Below are 16,596 nucleotides of genomic sequence, written 5' to 3' on the forward strand. Positions count from 1 at the left end.
CCGGTTTCGCCTGGTTTTCCAGTGGATTTCCACTGACGACCGGCCGCTCGGCGCGCGGGCCGGCGGGCGCGGGCCGGCGGGCGTCGGTCACGACTGTCCGACGCGGCCCGGCCGGAGGACCCTGGTGAAGAGTACGCCGCCTCCCTGGCGGCGCAACCGGACGGTGAGCTCCCCGCTGCCGCCGTCGATCTCCACCTCGCCGTAGTACGGGGGGTTCTCGGCCGGGGACATGTTGGCGACCGGCGCCGACTGGACGAACTCCGTCTTCGGGCCGAAGGTCGCGTCGAGCCGGCCCGCCGGGAAGGCGCCCGCGCCGATCGGCCCGGACACGAACTCCCAGAACGGCTCGAAGTCGGAGAAGGCCGCGCGCTCGGGCGCGTAGTGGTTCGCGGCGGTGTAGTGCACGTCGGCGGTGAGCCAGAGGGTGCCCGTGATGTGGCGGTGCTTGATGTGCCGCAGGAGATCGGCGATCTGGAGCTCGCGCCCCAGCGGCGCCCCCGGGTCGCCCTGGGCCACCGCCTCGAAGTTCACCGCCCCGTCGGGGACGACGATGCCCAGCGGCATGTCCGCGGCGATCACCTTCCAGGTGGCGCGGGAGCGCGACAGCTCCCGCTTCAGCCAGGCCAGCTGCTCGGCGCCGAGGATGCCGACCCCGTCCTCGGTCTGGCGGCCGGGGGAGTTGGCGTCGCGGTGGGTCCGCATGTCGAGCACGAACACGTCCAGCAGCGGGCCGTGCCGCAGCACCCGGTACATCCGCCCCTCGGTGCGCCCGCCCCGCAGGTCCGTGACCGGGAAGTACTCGCCGAAGGCCTGGCGGGCGCGGGCGGCGAGGGTGTCGACGTCCTTGACGGCGTAGCGCGGGTCGTCGAGCAGCTGCCCGGGGTACCAGTTGTTGCGCACCTCGTGGTCGTCCCACTGGGGGACCACGGGGACCTGGGCGTAGAAGTCGCGCAGGCTGCGGTCCAGCAGGTTGTAGCGGAAGTTCCCGCGGAACTCGTCCAGGGTCTCCGCGACCTTGGACTTCTCCTCGGTGGTGACGTTGTGCCAGACGCGGCCGTCGGGCAGCGGCACGGCGGCCTTGATCGGCCCGTCCGCGTAGATGGTGTCGCCGCTGAAGAGGAAGAAATCGGGGTCGCGCAGCCGCATCTCGTCGAAGACGCGGTACCCGCCCAGCTCCGGGTTGATGCCCCAGCCCTGGCCGGCCAGGTCCCCGGACCACAGGAAGCGCACGTCGTGGCGGCGGGAGACGGGCGTGGTGCGGAAGCTGCCGCGCACCGGCTCGCCGGAGCGGCGGGGGTCGTCGGGGTCGGTGAGCACGACCCGGTAGTGGATCCGCTGGCCGGGCGGCAGGTCGCGCAGCGTCGCGATGCCGGTGTGGTCGGTGGCGGGGCCGAGGAAGGGGCCGCCGTGGCGGCGTACGCCGTAGCGGAACGACTCGCTCGGGGAGGTCTCCACGTACATCCGGGCCGGCCGGTCGGAGCGGGTCCAGATGGCGGCCGAGTGGGAGGTGACCTCTCCCGACTGGGTCCCCCACAGGGCCTCCGGGCGGCCGGAGCGGACGAAGGCCGCGGCCCGTCGCGGGGAGGCCAGGGCGGGCGAGGCGAGCGCGGTGGACAGGGCCAGGCCCAGCGGGACGGCCAGGGAACCGCCGAGCAGGGTCCGGCGGGTGTGCGGCATCGGTGCCATGGGTTGCGTCTCCAGGGGCCGGCGGGGGCGGGCCGGACCAGTGTGCCTTCGCACACGGGACCGACCGCGTCGCCCACGCGAACCGTGGATGAACAGCCGTCAGCCGGTCATGTGCGGCGCGTCCCCGTTCCCGCCGGCTTCCTTCGCGGCTTCCTTCGCGGCGGCCGTCGCGGTGGCCGTGTCCAGGATGACGCGGGCCACCAGCGCCGGGTCGTCGTTCATCGGCACGTGCCCGCAGCCCGGGAGCCGCACCAGCCGCGCCCCGGGGACGGTGTGCTTGGCCCGTACGCCCTGGCGGCGCAGCAGCAGCCGGTCGCGGGTGCCCCAGGCGATCGTGACGGGGATCCCGGGCACGTCGTCGGTGAAGCGTACGGAGCCGCCCGCCGCCAGGGTCTCCTCGAAGCCGGTGGCCTCCCGCAGGGCGAGGGTTTCGGCCACCACCGCCTCCGGGGCGCGGTGGGCGGGGCGGGCGTAGATGGTGCCGGTGAGCGCGGCGCGGCCGGGGCCGCTGCGCGAGAGCCGGTCCAGGGCCGGGCGGGGCAGCGCCCGGGCCCCGGCGCGCATGGCGCGCAGCGCGGTGAAGGCGTAGCGCCGCTCGGGCTCCGACCAGAACCCGGCGGGGGAGAGCGCGGTGACCGAGCGGGCGAGACCGGTCCGGCCCATGTCCAGGGCGAGCAGCCCGCCCAGGGAGTTGCCCGCGACGTGCGGGCGCTCGACGCCGAGGGCCGCGCAGAGCGCGCCGAGGGCCGGGGTGATGGTGGCGAGGTCGTAGGGGACGCCCTCGGGCAGGGGACCGGAGGCCCCGAAGCCGGGCAGGTCGACCGCGATGACGTCGTGATCGGCGGCCAGGACCTGGGTGACCGGATGCCAGGCCTGGAGGTGGTGGCCGATGCCGTGCAGCAGGAGGAGCGCTTCGCCGGCCCCCTTGCGCTCGTAGGCGACGGTGGCGGTGCGGGGGCCGAGCGGCGAATCGATCGTGAAGGAGACCGTGGCGGTCATGCTGCTCCTCGTCGGGTGGACGCGTATGAGACAGGCCGTCAGTAATGACTGCGTCCATGATTACCGTCGAGTAGCGTCCGGCTACAAGGCTTTGCGAAGTCCGCACGACGTGCCGGTGCCCAGCGAGAACATCCTGTGAACGGGTTGCTACATATGCCCGATCTGCCCGGCAAAGCGGCGAGGATTGGTCTTGACCAAGGGGGTGCGTCGTCCTATCGTCGCGGATAGTGCAGGAACCTTTAATAAACAAGGGCGCGGAACTGCGGCGCGGAAACGCCGCTGGAACACGGCGATGCCGGACACGGTGACAGCGGCGATTGCAGGAGGAGTCAGGGTGGGGACGACGCAGCTCGAATCGGTGCCGGAGCCGAAGTACTGGCACCTGAAGACCGTGCTCAGCGACGCACTGGACCAGGACTTCGCGGTCGGCGAGGTCCTGCCGAACGAGCGTGAGCTCGCCGCGCGCTTCGGAGTCGCCCGCGCCACCCTGCGGCAGGCCCTGGAGCAGCTCGAACTCGAAGGCCGCCTCCAGCGCCGCCGCGGCGTCGGCACCACCGTGGCCCCGCCGCGCGTGGGCGTCGCCGTCGGCAGCGCGCAGCAGGGCTGGCCCGGTGAGGGCGCCGACGGCTGGGAGGCCGTCGACGCGGTCGAGGCCGTTCCCGCCGCCGCCGTCCTGGGGCTCCTCGGGACCGACGCCGGGCAGGCCGTGCACACCGTGCGCCGGACCCGCGTCACGCAGGGCCAGGCCGTCGCCGCCGAGCTGCTGTACGTGCCCGCCGCCTCCGTCCCCGGGCTCTCCGCCATCGACGCGCCCGCCGGCCCCGCCCGGGCCCGCGCCGTCATGCGGGAACTCCAGCGGCTCTCCCTGGAGGGGCAGGACCGTTCGGTCGAGCTGGGTTCCGCCCGGGCCGACGACGCCAAGGAGCTGGACCGGCTGCCCGGCGCGCCGGTACTCGTGGTGACCACCCGCTACTTCACCGCCGCGGGCACCGCCGCCGTCTCGGTGGCCACCTACCGGGCCGACACCTGCCGCCTGACCTTCGGCGACTCGGGCGTGGAGATCACGGAGACCCGCGCCGCCTCCTGACCCCTGTGCACGCCGACCCCGGGAGCCCCACGGGCCCCGGGGTCTGCCGTTCCCGTCAGCGTCCGCGCCTCCCCCGCGTCAGCGGCGGGCGGTGACCGTCCGCTCCACCGCGAAGAGCTCTTCCTCCACGTGGTCCAGGGCCAGGCGCAGCGCGCCCGTCGCCACGGCGGCCTCGCCGAGCATGGACAGCACCACCCGCGGCGGGCGCAGGCAGTACCGCTCAAGCTCCCGGCGCAGGGGCTCCAGGACCCCGTCCAGCCCGGCCGCCCAGCCGCCCACGACCACCAGCTCCGGGTCCATCGCCAGCACCAGCGCCGCCACGTCGTGCACCAGCCGCTGGAGGAACCGGTCCACGGCGGCCACCGCACGCTCGTCGCCCCGCTTGGCCATCGCGAACACCTCGGCGACCGCCGGCTCGTCCAGGGGGTGGAGCGGCTCGCCCGTCGTCGACAGCAGCCGCTCCGGGGTCGCTTCCCGGCCCAGCAGGTGCAGCGCGCCGATCTCGCCGGCCGCCCCGCCGTACCCGCGGTGCAGCCTGCCGCCGATCAGCGAGCCGGCGCCGGGGCTGAGCCCGGCCATCACGAACACCATGTCGTCGGTGTCGCGCGCCGCGCCCTTCCAGTGCTCGGCGAGCGCCGCGGCGTTGGCGTCGTTCTCCACCTGGACCGGGCAGCGGAACGAGCGCCGCAGCCGCTCGCCGAGCGGCAGTCCCGTCCAGCCCGGCAGGGCCGTGCCGAGGCGGACCGTCCCGTCGGCCTCCACGATGCCGGGGCTGCCGACACCGACCGCGCGCAGCGAGTCGCGGGGGATCCCGGCCCGGCGCAGCAGATCGGCGACCGCCGTCCTGACGCGTTCCAGGCGCTCGTCGGCCGAAGCCGTCTCCGAGACGTCCTTGGTGCCGGCGCCGATGACCCGGCCGTCGAGCCCCGACAGCAGCACCGCGATCCGGTGCGAGCCGATCTCGATGCCGAGCAGATGCCCCGCCTCGGCGCGGAAACGGAACCTCCTCGCCGGCCTGCCCTGGCGGCGTGCGCCCTCCTCGGCAACCGCCTCGACCACCAGCCCGGTGCCGATCAGCCCCTCCACGACCCCCTCGACGGTCGGCCGGGAGAGCCCGGTCACCCGCGTGAGGTCCGTGAGGGTGGGCGATCCCGCCGCCCGCAGTGCGCGGAGCACCACGGCCGAATTGATGCGCCGGAGCAGAGAGGGATCCCCGCCGGTCAGCTGCCCCAACGTGTGTCCTCCCAGCTAACGACCCTGTCAGGCGGATCGTACTGCGCCCCCGCCGCGGCGGCGAGAAGCGGCCCCCCGCAGGCGGGGACCGGCCCCCGCTTCAGGCCGGCGAGACGAACCCGGACTCGTACGCCGTGATCACCGCCTGGGTGCGGTCGCGCGCCCCCAGCTTGGCCAGGATGGCGCTGACATGGGACTTCACGGTCTCCGTGCCGACGATCAGCTCGCGGGCGATCTCCACGTTCGTCAGCCCCCGGGCCATCAGCCGCAGCACTGCCTCCTCGCGCTCCGTCAGCGCCGCCCGCTCCAGGACCGCGCGGGCCTCCCGGTTCCCGTACTCGGCGGCGAGGGCCCGGACGGCCGCGGGGAAGAGCAGGGTCTCGCCCTCGGCCACGAGCCGCACCGCGTGCACGATCTCCGAGGGGCGGGCCCGCTTCAGCAGGAATCCGTCGGCTCCGGCGCGCAGCGCCTGGTAGACGTACTCGTCGTTCTCGAACGTGGTGACCACGAGGATCTTCGGCGGGGAGTCCACCGACCGCAGCACCGCCTTGGTCGCCTCGATCCCGTCGAGCAGCGGCATCCGTACGTCCATCGCCACCACGTCCGGCCGCAGCTGCCGCACGAGGGGGATGACGGACGCCCCGTCCGCGGCCTCACCCACCACCTCGATGTCGGGCTGGGCTTCCAGGACGGCACGCAGACCCGCGCGCACCAGGGGCTCGTCGTCGACGAGCAGTACGGTAACCGGCATCCGGTCAGGGTATTCGCTCCAGCGGAAGCCGCGCGCGCACCCGCCAACCACCCTCGTGGAGACCGGTTTCGGCCTGCCCGCCGAGCAGCGCGGCCCGCTCCCTCATACCCCGCAGCCCGCTCCCGCCGCCGCTCGTGACGGCAGGACGCTCCGGCATCGGGTTCGTCACCTCAAGTTCCAGCCGGCCCGCGGCCATGGCCACCCGCACCCGGACGGGAACGGGACCGCAGTGGCGCAGCACATTGGTGAGCGCCTCCTGCAGGATCCGGTACCCCTCACGGGTGACCGGACCGGGCAACTTCTCCAGCGGGCCCGTCAGTTCCGCGTCGACCGGCGCCCCCGAGGCGCGGGCCGACTCCAGCAGCCGGTCCGCCTCCAGCAGGGTCGGCCGCTGCGACGGCGGCTGCGCGGACTCCCGCAGCACCAGCAAGACCCGTTCCAGGTCCTCCAGCGCGGCCCGGCCGGTCTCCTCGATCGCGCTCAGCGCGCGGTCGGTGAACGCGGGGTCTCCGGCGGTCCGCGCCGCACCCGCCTGGACCACCGCCACCGTCAGGGCGTGCCCGATGGAATCGTGCAGCTCGCGCGCGATCCGGGTCCGCTCCAGCAGCTGCTCCGTACGCGCCTCCAGCGCCGTCAGCCGCTCCGCGGCCGAAGGCCCCAGCAGACGCCGGGCGATGGTGGTGATCAGCTCGCCGAGCAGGACCACGATCAGGACGAGCAGCAGGAGCGGCACCGGCACGAGGAGGGCCGCGGCCCACCGCGGCGGGGCGAACGGCAGCGCGAGGTCGGCACCCAGCGGATGACCGGACGCGATCGTGACCAGTTCGAGGGCCTGTACCGGCAGCCACACGGTGGCGAACATGGCCGCCCCGGCGACGACGAGGCGTATCTCCAGCCACAGCACGGTCCGCCACCGGTCCGCCCAGCGCGCGGACGGGGCACTGGAGATGAGACCGTCCCCACCGTCGCGGTCCTGCGGAGTCAGCAGGAACTGCGCCTGGAGCCCCTCGGCCAGCCGCACCCACGGCACGAAGCCGAACGGTATGACGATCAGCAGCGGCATCCAGGGCGCGCGGGGGTTGATGAACATCCACAGGGCGAGCAGCAGCACGGGGACGCACAAATGCAGCCAGCGCGAGTACGTCACCGGCCTGAGCGGGGCACGGAGAAGTCGGATCATGCCCCCATCGTGGCAGGCCACGGCCAGGTGGCGTCTCCCCCACGTGGGGGAGACGCCACCCTCGCACGGGGGAGGGAAGGGCCCCGGCGCGACGGCGAATCTTGAGCCATGAACCGCATCGAGATCCGCGAACTGACCAAGGACCACGGCACCCAACGGGTCGTGGACCACCTCACCTTCGACGTCCTGCCGGGCAGGGTCACCGGATTCCTCGGGCCCAACGGCGCCGGCAAGTCCACCACCATGCGCCTGGTCCTGGGCCTGGACCGGCCCACCGCCGGCAGCGCCACCATCGCCGGGCACCGGTTCACCGACCTGCGCAGCCCGCTGCGCGAGGTGGGCGCCCTGCTCGACCCGCAGGCGGCCCACGGCGGCCGGAGGGCCCGTGACCACCTCCTCGCACTCGCCGTCAGCAACGGCATCCCCGCCGCCCGCGTGGACGCGGTCCTCGAACAGGCCGGCCTCGCGCCGGTCGCCCGCCGCCGGATCGGCACCTTCTCACTCGGCATGCGTCAGCGCCTGGGCATAGCGGCCGCCCTGCTGGGGGACCCCGGTGTCCTGATGCTCGACGAGCCGACCAACGGCCTCGACCCGGAGGGGATCATCTGGATCCGCGAGCTCATGCGGAGCCTCGCCGCCGAGGGGCGCACCGTCTTCGTCTCCAGTCACCTGATGGCCGAATCCGCCTCCTTCGTCGACCACCTCGTCGTCCTCGGGCAGGGCAAGCTGCTCGCGGACAGCCCGCTGGAGGAGTTCATCGCCGCCCGCAGCACCCCGAGGGTGCGGCTGCGCACGGCCGACCCGGACCGGCTGGGGGCCGTCCTGGCCCTGGAGGGCCTGCACATGACCACCGCCGGGGACGGGCGCTGGACCGTCGACGGCATACGCGCCGAGCGGGTCGGGGCCCTCGCCGCCCGCGAGGGCATCGCCGTACTGGAACTCTCCGACGAGCGGGCCTCGCTGGAGCAGGCCTACCTGGAGCTGACCGCCGACCGCACCCCCTTCTCCGCCACCGCCGCCTGAACCCGATGGGAGCCACCGCCGTGAACGCCGCCGCCCTGCCCACCCTCCCCGTCCTGCACTCGGAATGGATCAAGATACGGTCCGCCCGCGCGGTCCTCGGATCGCTGCTGGCCGTCTTCGCCGCCACCGCGGGCGTCACCGCGCTCACCGCCGCCGCCATCGGAACCTCCGAGCCCGGCGCCATGGGCGAGGACCCCCTGCTCGGAGCCTTCTTCGGAATCAACTTCGGCCAGATAGCGGCCATCGCCTTCGGCGCGACCGCCTTCGCGGGCGAGTTCCGGGGCGGAGCCCTCAGGGTCTCGCTGACCGCCGTGCCCAACCGGACCCGGCTGTACCTGTCCAAGACCGCCGCCGTGGCCGGACTCGCCTTCGCCGTCGGACAGATCACCGGTCTCGTCACCTTCGTGGCCGGACAGGCCTTCATGGGGGACCAGTCCCTGTCCCTGGGTGACCCCGGGACGGTGCGCGCCGTCTTCGGCAGCGGTGTCTACCTGACGCTGATCGCCCTGCTGGCCGCGGGCCTCACCGCGCTGGTACGCAGCGGGACCCTCGTGATGAGCCTGCTCATACCCTTCCTGCTCATCGTGCCCTTCGTGGTGGGTCAGGTCGCGGGTGGAGCCATGCAGTTCATGCCCGACCGGGCGGGGCAGATGGTGATGCGGGCACACGCGGACGGATCGCTCGGGCCTTGGAGCGGCCTCGCGGTGGCCGGGCTGTGGGCCCTCGCCGCCCTGGCGGCGGGCTGGCTGGCCGTGCGGCGGCGCGACGCGTGACGCCGGGCCAGTTGTCAGTGGTCCGCCCGATACTGACGGCATGACCACGGCAGACCATCTCGACACGATCGACCGGCTGCGCACCCGGGAATTCCCCTCCGGGCCGACCGCGTCCGGCGAACACGGCGCGGGCCCCGGTCACCACCTGGTCCAGCTCAGCCGGACCCGGGACTTCTGGGACGACAGCTCCGGCTGGGATGAGGCCGAGGAGCAGATCAGCGCCGAGTACGCGGCGCTCACCCAGGCGGTGACCGACCGGTGGGGGCCGCCGCAGGTGTTCGCCCTGGCCTCGCTGATGGACCGGGGGTTCGACGGGGAGGAGATACCGGAACCGTGGGACGAGCTCTGCAACATCACCGACCACGTGCACCTGTGGCGGGTCGGGGACCGGTGGCTGGTGGTCTGCGTCGCGCAGTGGGACAAGGAGTTCCCGTTGATGCTGATGGCAGGGGTCACCGTCGTCGACCCGCCGTAGCAGGCGGGCGGGAGTCAGGGGCAGTCGGAGCCCGCGGCCAGGCGCAGCCGGGCGTACTCCTCGGCCATGGACTCGGCGGTCCAGTGGGCGTTCAGCCCGCTGGGGTTGGGCAGGGCCCAGATCCGGGTGTCGCCGATGGTGCGCTCCTGGGGGCCGATCACGGCCTTCCGTTCGCCGAAGGCGGTGCGGTAGGCGGTGACGCCGACCACGGCCAGCCATTGGGGGCGCAGCCGTTCCACCTTCGCCGTCAGGAGCCGGCCGCCCTCGCGGAACTCCTCGGTGTTCAGCTCGTCGGCGCGGGCGGTGGCCCGGGCGACGACGTTGGTGATGCCCAGGCGGTAGGACAGCAGCTCCTGCTGCTCCTCGGGGGCCAGCCTGCGGGGAGTGAACCCCGACAGGTGCAGGACCGGCCAGAAGCGATTGCCGGGGCGGGCGAAGTGGTGGCCCGTCGCGGCGGAGAGGAGACCTGGATTGATGCCGCAGAAGAGGACACGCAGACCGCCCGCGACCACGTCCGGGAGGACGCGGTCACGGGCGGCGTTCAGCTCTTCGGGGGTCAGAGGATCGACCCGGGGGTGTAGCCCGCGGCCTCGGGGTGCTCCTTGGCGATGGCCTCGATGCGGGAGACCACGGCGGCGACCTGGTCACCCGCGGCGCCCGTGAAGGACAGCTTGTCGGCCATGAGGGCGTCCAGCTGCGCACGGTCCAGCGGCATCCGCTCGTCGGCGGCCAGCTTGTCCAGCAGCTCGTTGCGCTCGGCACCCTGCTCGCGCATGGCGAGGGCGGAGGCCACGGCATGCTCCTTGATGACCTCGTGCGCGGCCTCGCGGCCCACACCGGCCCGCACCGCGCCCATCAGCACCTTGGTGGTGGCGAGGAAGGGCAGGTAGCGGTCCAGCTCGCGGGCCACGACGGCCGGGAAGGCGCCGAACTCGTCGAGGACCGTCAGGAAGGTCTCCAGCAGGCCGTCGAAGGCGAAGAACGCGTCGGGCAGCGCCACCCGGCGGACGACGGAGCAGGAGACGTCGCCCTCGTTCCACTGGTCGCCGGCCAGCTCGGCCGTCATCGAGGCGTAGCCGCGGAGGATGACCATGAGGCCGTTCACGCGCTCGCAGGAGCGGGTGTTCATCTTGTGCGGCATCGCGGAGGAGCCGACCTGGCCGGGCTTGAAGCCCTCGGTGACCAGCTCGTGGCCGGCCATCAGGCGGATCGTCTTCGCGATCGAGGACGGGGCGGCGGCCAGCTGGACCAGGGCCGAGACCACGTCGTAGTCGAGCGAGCGCGGGTAGACCTGGCCGACCGAGGTGAACGCCTGGGCGAAGCCGAGGTGGGCGGCGATCCGCTGCTCCAGGTCGGCCAGCTTGGCGGCGTCGCCGCCCAGCAGGTCGAGCATGTCCTGGGCGGTGCCGACCGGGCCCTTGATCCCGCGCAGCGGGTAGCGCCGGAGGAGGTCCTCCAGGCGGTCGTAGCCGACGAGCAGCTCGTCGGCGGCGGTCGCGAAGCGCTTGCCCAGGGTGGTGGCCTGCGCGGCCACGTTGTGGGAGCGGCCGGCCATGACCAGCTCGGCGTGCTCGCCGGCGAGCTTGCCGAGGCGGGCCAGGACGGCGACCGTGCGGTCGCGCACCAGCTCCAGCGAGAGCCGGATCTGCAGCTGCTCGACGTTCTCGGTGAGGTCGCGGGAGGTCATGCCCTTGTGGACGTGCTCGTGGCCGGCGAGGGCGTTGAACTCCTCGATCCGGGCCTTCACGTCGTGCCGGGTGACCTTCTCGCGCTCGGCGATGGAGGGGAGGTCGACGGTCTCCAGCACGCGCTCGTAGTCGGCGAGGGCGGCGTCGGGGACCTCGATGCCGAGGTCCTTCTGGGCGCGCAGCACGGCGAGCCACAGCCGCCGCTCCAGCGTGACCTTGTACTCGGGGGACCACAGGACGGCGAGCTCCGCGGAGGCGTAGCGGCCGGCCAGGACATTGGGGATGCGGGGCTTGGCAGTCACGTGTAGGGATTCTACTTGGGCCGCGGCTGTGCGTTTACGCAGGTAGGAGCAGCCCTTGGAATTGTGGGTTGCTACGAGAGCGGCGAGGTTCCGTAGGGCAGGAGCTCCGGCCGCTTCGCGGGCCGGCCGTCCCCCGAGGAGCGGCCCGTCAGCCGCCGCCCGATCCAGGGGAGCAGGTGCTGCCGGGCGAAACGCAGGTCTTCGGCCCGGCGCACGGGCCAGCCCGGCGCGGAGGAGGGCGGCAGCGGAGCCCGCCAGTCCTCCTCGGCGGGCAGTCCCAGAGTCTGCCAGACGGCCTCGGCCACCCTGCGGTGCCCCTCCGGGGTCAGGTGCAGCCGGTCCACGTCCCACATCCGCGGGTCCCCGAGCACGGGCGCCCCGTACAGGTCCACGAGCAGCGCCCCGTGCCGCGCGGCGAGCTCTTCGAGGATGCCGAAGAGCTCCTCCATGCGCGGGCGGAAGCGTTCCATCACCGGGCCGTTGCGGCCGGGCGAGCGCATCAGCACCAGGCGCCCGCACGAGGGCGCGAGGAGCTCCACCGCCCCTTCCAGGTGCGCCCGGACCCGCCCCATGTCCACCTTGGGGCGCAGCGCGTCGTTGAGCCCGCCCACCAGGGTCACCACGTCCGCGCCCATCTCGGCGGCGGCCGGGGCCTGGTCCTCGGCGATCTGGCCGATCAGCTTGCCGCGCACCGCCAGGTTCGCGTAGCGGAAGCCCGGCTCGCGCGCGGCGAGCCGGGCGGCCAGCAGGTCGGCCCAGCCCCGGTAGGAGCCGTCCGGAAACAGGTCGGACATCCCCTCGGTGAAGGAGTCCCCGACCGCGACGAAACTGGTGTATGGCGCATTCATCTCCATGGCGGAGCGATGCTACCGCGCGGTAGGGCCTACGTGGAGGCGGGCCGGCCGAACAGCTCGCGCAGCACGTCCTCCATCGTCACCAGCCCCGCCAGCGCCCCGTCCGCGCCGAGGACCGCCGCCAGGTGCGTGCGGCTGCGCCGCATGGCCGTCAGCACGTCGTCCAGCGGGGCCTCCGCCCGCACCTGCGCGATCGGGCGCAGCGCGGACCGCGGGAAGGGCGCCTCCCGCTCCACCACGTCCAGGGCGTCCTTGACGTGCAGGTACCCCAGGATCCGCTGCCGGGCGTCGACCACCGGGAAGCGGGAGTACCCCGACTCGGCGGACAGGTCCTCCAGGGCGGCGGCGGTGATGCCCTGCCGGGCCGTGACGACCCGGTCCACGGGCAGCGCCACGTCGGTGACGGGACGCCGGCCCAGCTCCAGGGCGTCGTGCAGCCGCTCGCTCGCCCGGTCGTCGATGAGCCCCGCGTCACTGGAGTCCTTGACCATCCGGGCCAGCTCGTCGTCCGAGAACGTCGCCGCGACCTCGTCCTTCACCTCCACCCGCAGCAGCCGCAGCAGGGCGTTGGCGAAGGCGTTCACCGCGAAGATCACCGGCCTCAGGCCCCGGGTCAGCGCGACCAGCGGCGGCCCCAGCGCCAGTGCGGTGCGCACCGGCTCGGCCAGCGCGATGTTCTTCGGCACCATCTCGCCGAACAGCATGTGCAGGTACGTGGCCAGCGCCAGCGCCACCACGAAGGAGATCGCGTGCGTCAGCCCGGACGGCACCCCGACCGCGTCGAGCAGCGGGCTCAGCAGGTGCGCGATGGCCGGCTCGGCCACCACGCCCAGCACCAGGGTGCACAGGGTGATGCCGAGCTGCGCCGCCGCCATCAGGGCCGACACGTGCTCCAGGCCCCACAGCACCGCGCGGGCCCGGCGGTCGCCCTGCTCGGCGAACGGCTCGATCTGGCTGCGCCGGACCGAGATCAGCGCGAACTCCGCGCCGACGAAGAAGGCGTTGACGACCAGGGTCGCCAGGCCGATCAGCAGCTGGATCGCGGTCATCGGTTCTCCTCCGCGGTCTCGTCGCCGACGGGGCCGGCAGGCTCGTGCAGGAGTACGCGGGCGGCCCGGCGCCCGCTGGCGTCGACCACGTCCAGGCGCCAGCCCTCCAGCTCCAGCCGGTCGCCGACGGCCGGGATCCGGCCCAGTTCGGTGGCTATCAGCCCCGCCAGGGTCTCGTACGGGCCCTCGGGCACCCGCAGCCCGATCCGCCGGAGCTGGTCGGTGCGCGCGGCGCCGTCGGCCGAGTACAGCGTCCGGCCGGACTCGTCCGTGCCGGCCGGGGCCAGGTCGGGGGTCTCGTGCGGGTCGTGCTCGTCGCGCACCTCGCCGACGACCTCTTCGACGATGTCCTCCAGCGTGGCCACTCCGGCCGTGCCGCCGTACTCGTCGATCACCACGGCCATCGTCTGCTTGCCGGACAGCCGGTCCAGCAGCCGGTCCACGGTCAGCGACTCCGGTACCAGGAGCGGCTCGCGCAGCAGCCGCGACACCGGGTGGCGGTGCCGTTCGGCGGCGGGCAGGGCCAGTACGTCCTTGATGTGGACGATGCCGACCACCGTGTCGAGGCTGCCCCGGTAGACGGGGAAGCGGGACAGGCCGGTGGCCATCGTCGCGTTGGCCACGTCCTCGGCGGTGGTGTGCACGTCGAGGGCCGTGACCTGGACGCGCGGGGTCATCACGTTCTCCGCGATCAGGTCGGCCAGGTTCAGGGTCCGCACGAACAGCTCGGCGGTGTCCTTCTCCAGCGCCCCCGCCTTGGCGGAGTGCCGGGCCAGGGCCACCAGCTCCTGCGGGCTGCGGGCGGAGGCCAGTTCCTCGGCGGGCTCCATGCCGAAGCGCCGGACGATGTGGTTGGCGGTCGTGTTCAGGTGGCTGATCAGCGGCCTGAACGCCCGCGAGAAGACCCGCTGCATGGTCGCCACGCGCTTGGCGATCGCCAGCGGCGAGGAGATCGCCCAGTTCTTGGGGACCAGCTCGCCGACGACCATCAGGACCACCGTCGACAGGACGGTGCCGAGGACCAGGGCCGTGGAGGACGCGGCGCCGGCCGACAGCCCCATGTCCTGGAACGGGCCCGTGAGCAGGGCCGCGATCGAGGGCTTGGAGATCATGCCGATGACCAGGCCGGTCACGGTGATGCCGAGCTGGGCGCCGGACAGCTGGAAGGTGAGGCTGCGGACCGCTGTCAGGGCGCTCTCCGCGCCGCGCTCGCCCCGCTCGACGGCCCGTTCGAGCTCGCTGCGCTCGATGGTCGTCAGCGAGAACTCGGCCGCCACGAACACTCCGCAGGCAAGACAGAGCAGCAGCGCCACGATGAGCAGGAGTACCTCGGTCATCGGTCGTTCACCTCCGTCCCATGTTCGGTCAGGAGGAGGGGGGCCGCGCGATGTCGCGTACCGGGATGTCGGGGACCGGGAGGCTCGCCCATGGGCGGACGCTCACACCTTTCGTCGTGGATCGGGGAAACCGTTCACCACATGGTAAAGGAAAGGCAAAGGCGATGGCTCATCCTTTTGGGCCGGCGGCCGCGGGATGGTGGGATCCCGGAATGAACGATCTTCGCATCGCCCCCGCCTCGCCCTCCGACCTGCCCGCCGTCCTGGACTTCTGGAAGGGCGCCGCCAAGGGCGCGAGCATCAGCGACGACCTGGCCGGAGTCGAACGGCTGCACGCGCGCGACCCCGAGGCCCTGCTGCTCGCCCGGCGCGACGGCGAGCTCGTCGGCACCGTGATCGCGGGCTTCGACGGCTGGCGATGCCACCTGTACCGGCTCGCGGTGCACCCGGACCACCGCCGGCGGGGGATCGGCTCCGCGCTGCTGGCGGCCGCCGAGGAGCGGTTCGCGGAGCTGGGCGGCAGGCGCGCCGACGCGATGGTGCTCGACGGGAACGAGCAGGCGCACGGGGCGTGGCGGGCGGCCGGCTACGGGCCCGAGGACATCTGGACCCGCTGGGTCAAGCCGCTCGCGGGCTGATCCGCCACCGCCCGCACCGCCGTACGGGTGAACGCCCGCGGTCTCCGGCGGCCGGGCCGGTCACTTCGCGCACTGGGCCGTGAGGGCCCGTTCCTCCTCCGTGAGGACGGAGTCCTCCCCGTTCTCCCCGGCGTGCTTCGCGCAGGCCGAAGCCTGGAGGGCGAGCTGCTCCGCCCGGGCCCGCGCGTCGTCGGGACCGCTCACCGTGATCGTCGCCTCGACCTGCTTGCGCTGGTAGTGCGGCAGGTACCGCAGCTCGATCTCGGGGTGATCGGTCTCCAGCTCCCACAGGGGCGTGCCGCCCAGTTCCTGGTTGACGCCCCGGAACACCGCCACGTGCCCGTCGTTCACGCCGACGAAGTACTGCGTACGGGTCCACTGGTAACCGGCGTACGAGCATCCGGCGAGCAGGACCGCCGCCACGGCGAACAGGACCGCGCCGCGCCGGCCCCTCCGAGGCGGCGGCGTCGGTGGCACCCGCCGGGCGGGCCCGTGGCGGAGGCTGGACTTCCTCCCGGCGGCAGGGCGGCGGAGGGAGAGGAGCGGCGAGGCGGCGCGGCCCCCCGACGGGGACGCGGGCCGCGGCTCCGGCTCCGGTACCGGCTTCGGTGTGACCGGCGGGGCCTCCGGCGCGGAAGGAGGGAACGCGGGCTTCGCCGGCGCGAGCGGTGCGAGCGGCGCGGTCGCCGTGGGCGCCACGGCCGGCGCGAGGAGTTCCAGGGCCCCGGCCACCGTCAGCCGCGCGTCCGGCTCCTTCTCCATCAGCCCCTCGATCAGCGGCCGCAGCCGCCCCGCGTACCGCGGCGGCGCGACGGTGTCGTGCGCGACCGCGTACTGCGACCCGACCTTCGTCTCCCGCTTGAACGGAGACACCCCCTCCACGGCCTCGTACAGGGTCGTCCCCAGGGAGAACAGGTCGCTCGGGGCACCGCCCTTCTCGCCCCGGGCGCGCTCCGGCGAGAGGTACGGCATCGAACCGATCACCACACCGGTCCCGGTCAGTCCGTCGTCCGCCTCGTTGAGCGCGATCCCGAAGTCGGCCAGCAGGATCCGGCCGTCCTCGGTCAGCATCACGTTGGCCGGTTTGACGTCACGGTGGACGATGCCCTCCGCGTGCGCGGCGCCGAGCGCCTTCAGCAGCGCCGAGGCCACCCGCGCGACGTCCTCGACCGGCAACCGGCCCGCCACCCGCAGGCGTTCCTGCAGCGTCGAGCCGCTGACGAGCTCCATCACGATCCACGGCACCCCGCCGACGAGGGTGACGTCGTGCACCGTGACCACGTTGGGGTGGTCGCGCAGCCTGGCCGCGCTGCGGGCCTCCCGTATGGCCCGCTCCAGGCGGTCGGCCGGATCCGGGGCCGAGGGCCCCGAGGGCAGGAGCAGCTCCTTGACGGCCACGTGGGTGTCGAGCTGGACGTCGTACGCCTTCCAGACCCGCCCCATTCCGCCGGCCCCCAGGGCCCGGTCCAGCCGGTAACGGTGGTTGACCAGCTGCCCCGGCCGCGCCTCGTGTGCCACGCT

The 16,596-nt window shown here is 73.5% G+C and carries 16 protein-coding genes; 5 read left to right on the forward strand and 11 right to left on the reverse strand.

What is annotated here, in order from left to right:
- Positions 1-87: 87 nt before the first annotated feature.
- Positions 88-1,686 (reverse strand): alkaline phosphatase D family protein, encoded by a 1,599-nt coding sequence (locus OG553_RS29020; RefSeq protein WP_405981787.1) that lies wholly within the window; start codon positions 1,684-1,686, stop codon positions 88-90.
- A 99-nt stretch (positions 1,687-1,785) separates the two neighbouring features.
- Positions 1,786-2,685, reverse strand: a complete 900-nt coding sequence (locus tag OG553_RS29025) for an alpha/beta fold hydrolase (protein ID WP_405981788.1) — start codon at positions 2,683-2,685, stop codon at positions 1,786-1,788.
- Between the two features lie 334 nt (positions 2,686-3,019).
- On the opposite strand from OG553_RS29025, the gene OG553_RS29030 reads away from it, so the two are divergent.
- Entirely contained in the window at positions 3,020-3,772 is a 753-nt protein-coding gene (locus OG553_RS29030) for a GntR family transcriptional regulator (protein ID WP_405981789.1), read from the forward strand.
- A gap of 78 nt (positions 3,773-3,850) precedes the next feature.
- Here OG553_RS29030 and OG553_RS29035 read toward each other — a convergent pair whose 3' ends face one another.
- From OG553_RS29035 to OG553_RS29045, 3 genes are all read right to left on the reverse strand, one after another.
- Positions 3,851-5,005: an ROK family transcriptional regulator gene (locus OG553_RS29035; protein WP_405981790.1), complete on the reverse strand. Its 1,155-nt coding sequence runs from the start codon at positions 5,003-5,005 to the stop codon at positions 3,851-3,853.
- 100 nt (positions 5,006-5,105) lie between these two features.
- A complete protein-coding gene (locus tag OG553_RS29040; protein WP_405981791.1) occupies positions 5,106-5,756 on the reverse strand; it encodes a response regulator in 651 nt (216 codons plus the stop codon).
- Positions 5,757-5,760: 4 nt separating this feature from the next.
- Positions 5,761-6,936, reverse strand: a complete 1,176-nt coding sequence (locus OG553_RS29045) for a sensor histidine kinase (protein WP_405981792.1) — start codon at positions 6,934-6,936, stop codon at positions 5,761-5,763.
- Between the two features lie 108 nt (positions 6,937-7,044).
- Here OG553_RS29045 and OG553_RS29050 point away from each other — a divergent pair, with 108 nt between their 5' ends.
- The 3 genes from OG553_RS29050 to OG553_RS29060 are packed head-to-tail and all read left to right on the forward strand — an operon-like array spanning position 7,045 to position 9,207.
- Positions 7,045-7,959, forward strand: coding sequence for an ATP-binding cassette domain-containing protein (locus tag OG553_RS29050; RefSeq protein WP_405981793.1), 915 nt, complete (start codon positions 7,045-7,047; stop codon positions 7,957-7,959).
- A gap of 5 nt (positions 7,960-7,964) precedes the next feature.
- A complete protein-coding gene (locus tag OG553_RS29055) occupies positions 7,965-8,732 on the forward strand; it encodes an ABC transporter permease (protein WP_405981794.1) in 768 nt (255 codons plus the stop codon).
- A 40-nt stretch (positions 8,733-8,772) separates the two neighbouring features.
- Positions 8,773-9,207: a hypothetical protein gene (locus tag OG553_RS29060; RefSeq protein ID WP_405981795.1), complete on the forward strand. Its 435-nt coding sequence runs from the start codon at positions 8,773-8,775 to the stop codon at positions 9,205-9,207.
- Between the two features lie 14 nt (positions 9,208-9,221).
- Here the strand turns inward: OG553_RS29060 and mug are convergent, their stop codons facing one another.
- The 5 genes from mug to OG553_RS29085 all read right to left on the reverse strand — a co-directional run bounded on the left by mug (position 9,222) and on the right by OG553_RS29085 (position 14,437).
- Positions 9,222-9,767 carry a G/U mismatch-specific DNA glycosylase gene (gene mug / locus OG553_RS29065; protein WP_405983170.1) on the reverse strand — a complete coding sequence of 182 codons (546 nt, stop codon included), beginning with the start codon at positions 9,765-9,767 and terminating at the stop codon, positions 9,222-9,224.
- Positions 9,764-11,197: an adenylosuccinate lyase gene (gene purB / locus OG553_RS29070; protein WP_405981796.1), complete on the reverse strand. Its 1,434-nt coding sequence runs from the start codon at positions 11,195-11,197 to the stop codon at positions 9,764-9,766. Before purB ends, mug begins: the two co-directional genes overlap by 4 nt.
- Before the next feature lie 71 nt (positions 11,198-11,268).
- On the reverse strand, positions 11,269-12,051 hold the full coding sequence (locus OG553_RS29075) for an SGNH/GDSL hydrolase family protein (protein ID WP_405981797.1): 783 nt from the start codon (positions 12,049-12,051) through the stop codon (positions 11,269-11,271).
- A 29-nt stretch (positions 12,052-12,080) separates the two neighbouring features.
- Positions 12,081-13,100: a hemolysin family protein gene (locus tag OG553_RS29080; RefSeq protein ID WP_405981798.1), complete on the reverse strand. Its 1,020-nt coding sequence runs from the start codon at positions 13,098-13,100 to the stop codon at positions 12,081-12,083.
- Positions 13,097-14,437: a hemolysin family protein gene (locus OG553_RS29085; RefSeq protein WP_405981799.1), complete on the reverse strand. Its 1,341-nt coding sequence runs from the start codon at positions 14,435-14,437 to the stop codon at positions 13,097-13,099. Before OG553_RS29085 ends, OG553_RS29080 begins: the two co-directional genes overlap by 4 nt.
- A gap of 212 nt (positions 14,438-14,649) precedes the next feature.
- Between OG553_RS29085 and OG553_RS29090 the strand changes: the two genes are divergently transcribed.
- Positions 14,650-15,075, forward strand: a complete 426-nt coding sequence (locus OG553_RS29090; RefSeq protein WP_405981800.1) for a GNAT family N-acetyltransferase — start codon at positions 14,650-14,652, stop codon at positions 15,073-15,075.
- Positions 15,076-15,135: 60 nt separating this feature from the next.
- Here the strand turns inward: OG553_RS29090 and OG553_RS29095 are convergent, their stop codons facing one another.
- Complete coding sequence (locus tag OG553_RS29095; protein ID WP_405981801.1) at positions 15,136-16,593, reverse strand: protein kinase domain-containing protein; 1,458 nt, start codon at positions 16,591-16,593, stop codon at positions 15,136-15,138.
- Positions 16,594-16,596: the final 3 nt, after the last annotated feature.

Origin of the sequence: Streptomyces sp. NBC_00158, from assembly GCF_045160885.1 — a bacterium.
Classification (GTDB): domain Bacteria; phylum Actinomycetota; class Actinomycetes; order Streptomycetales; family Streptomycetaceae; genus Streptomyces.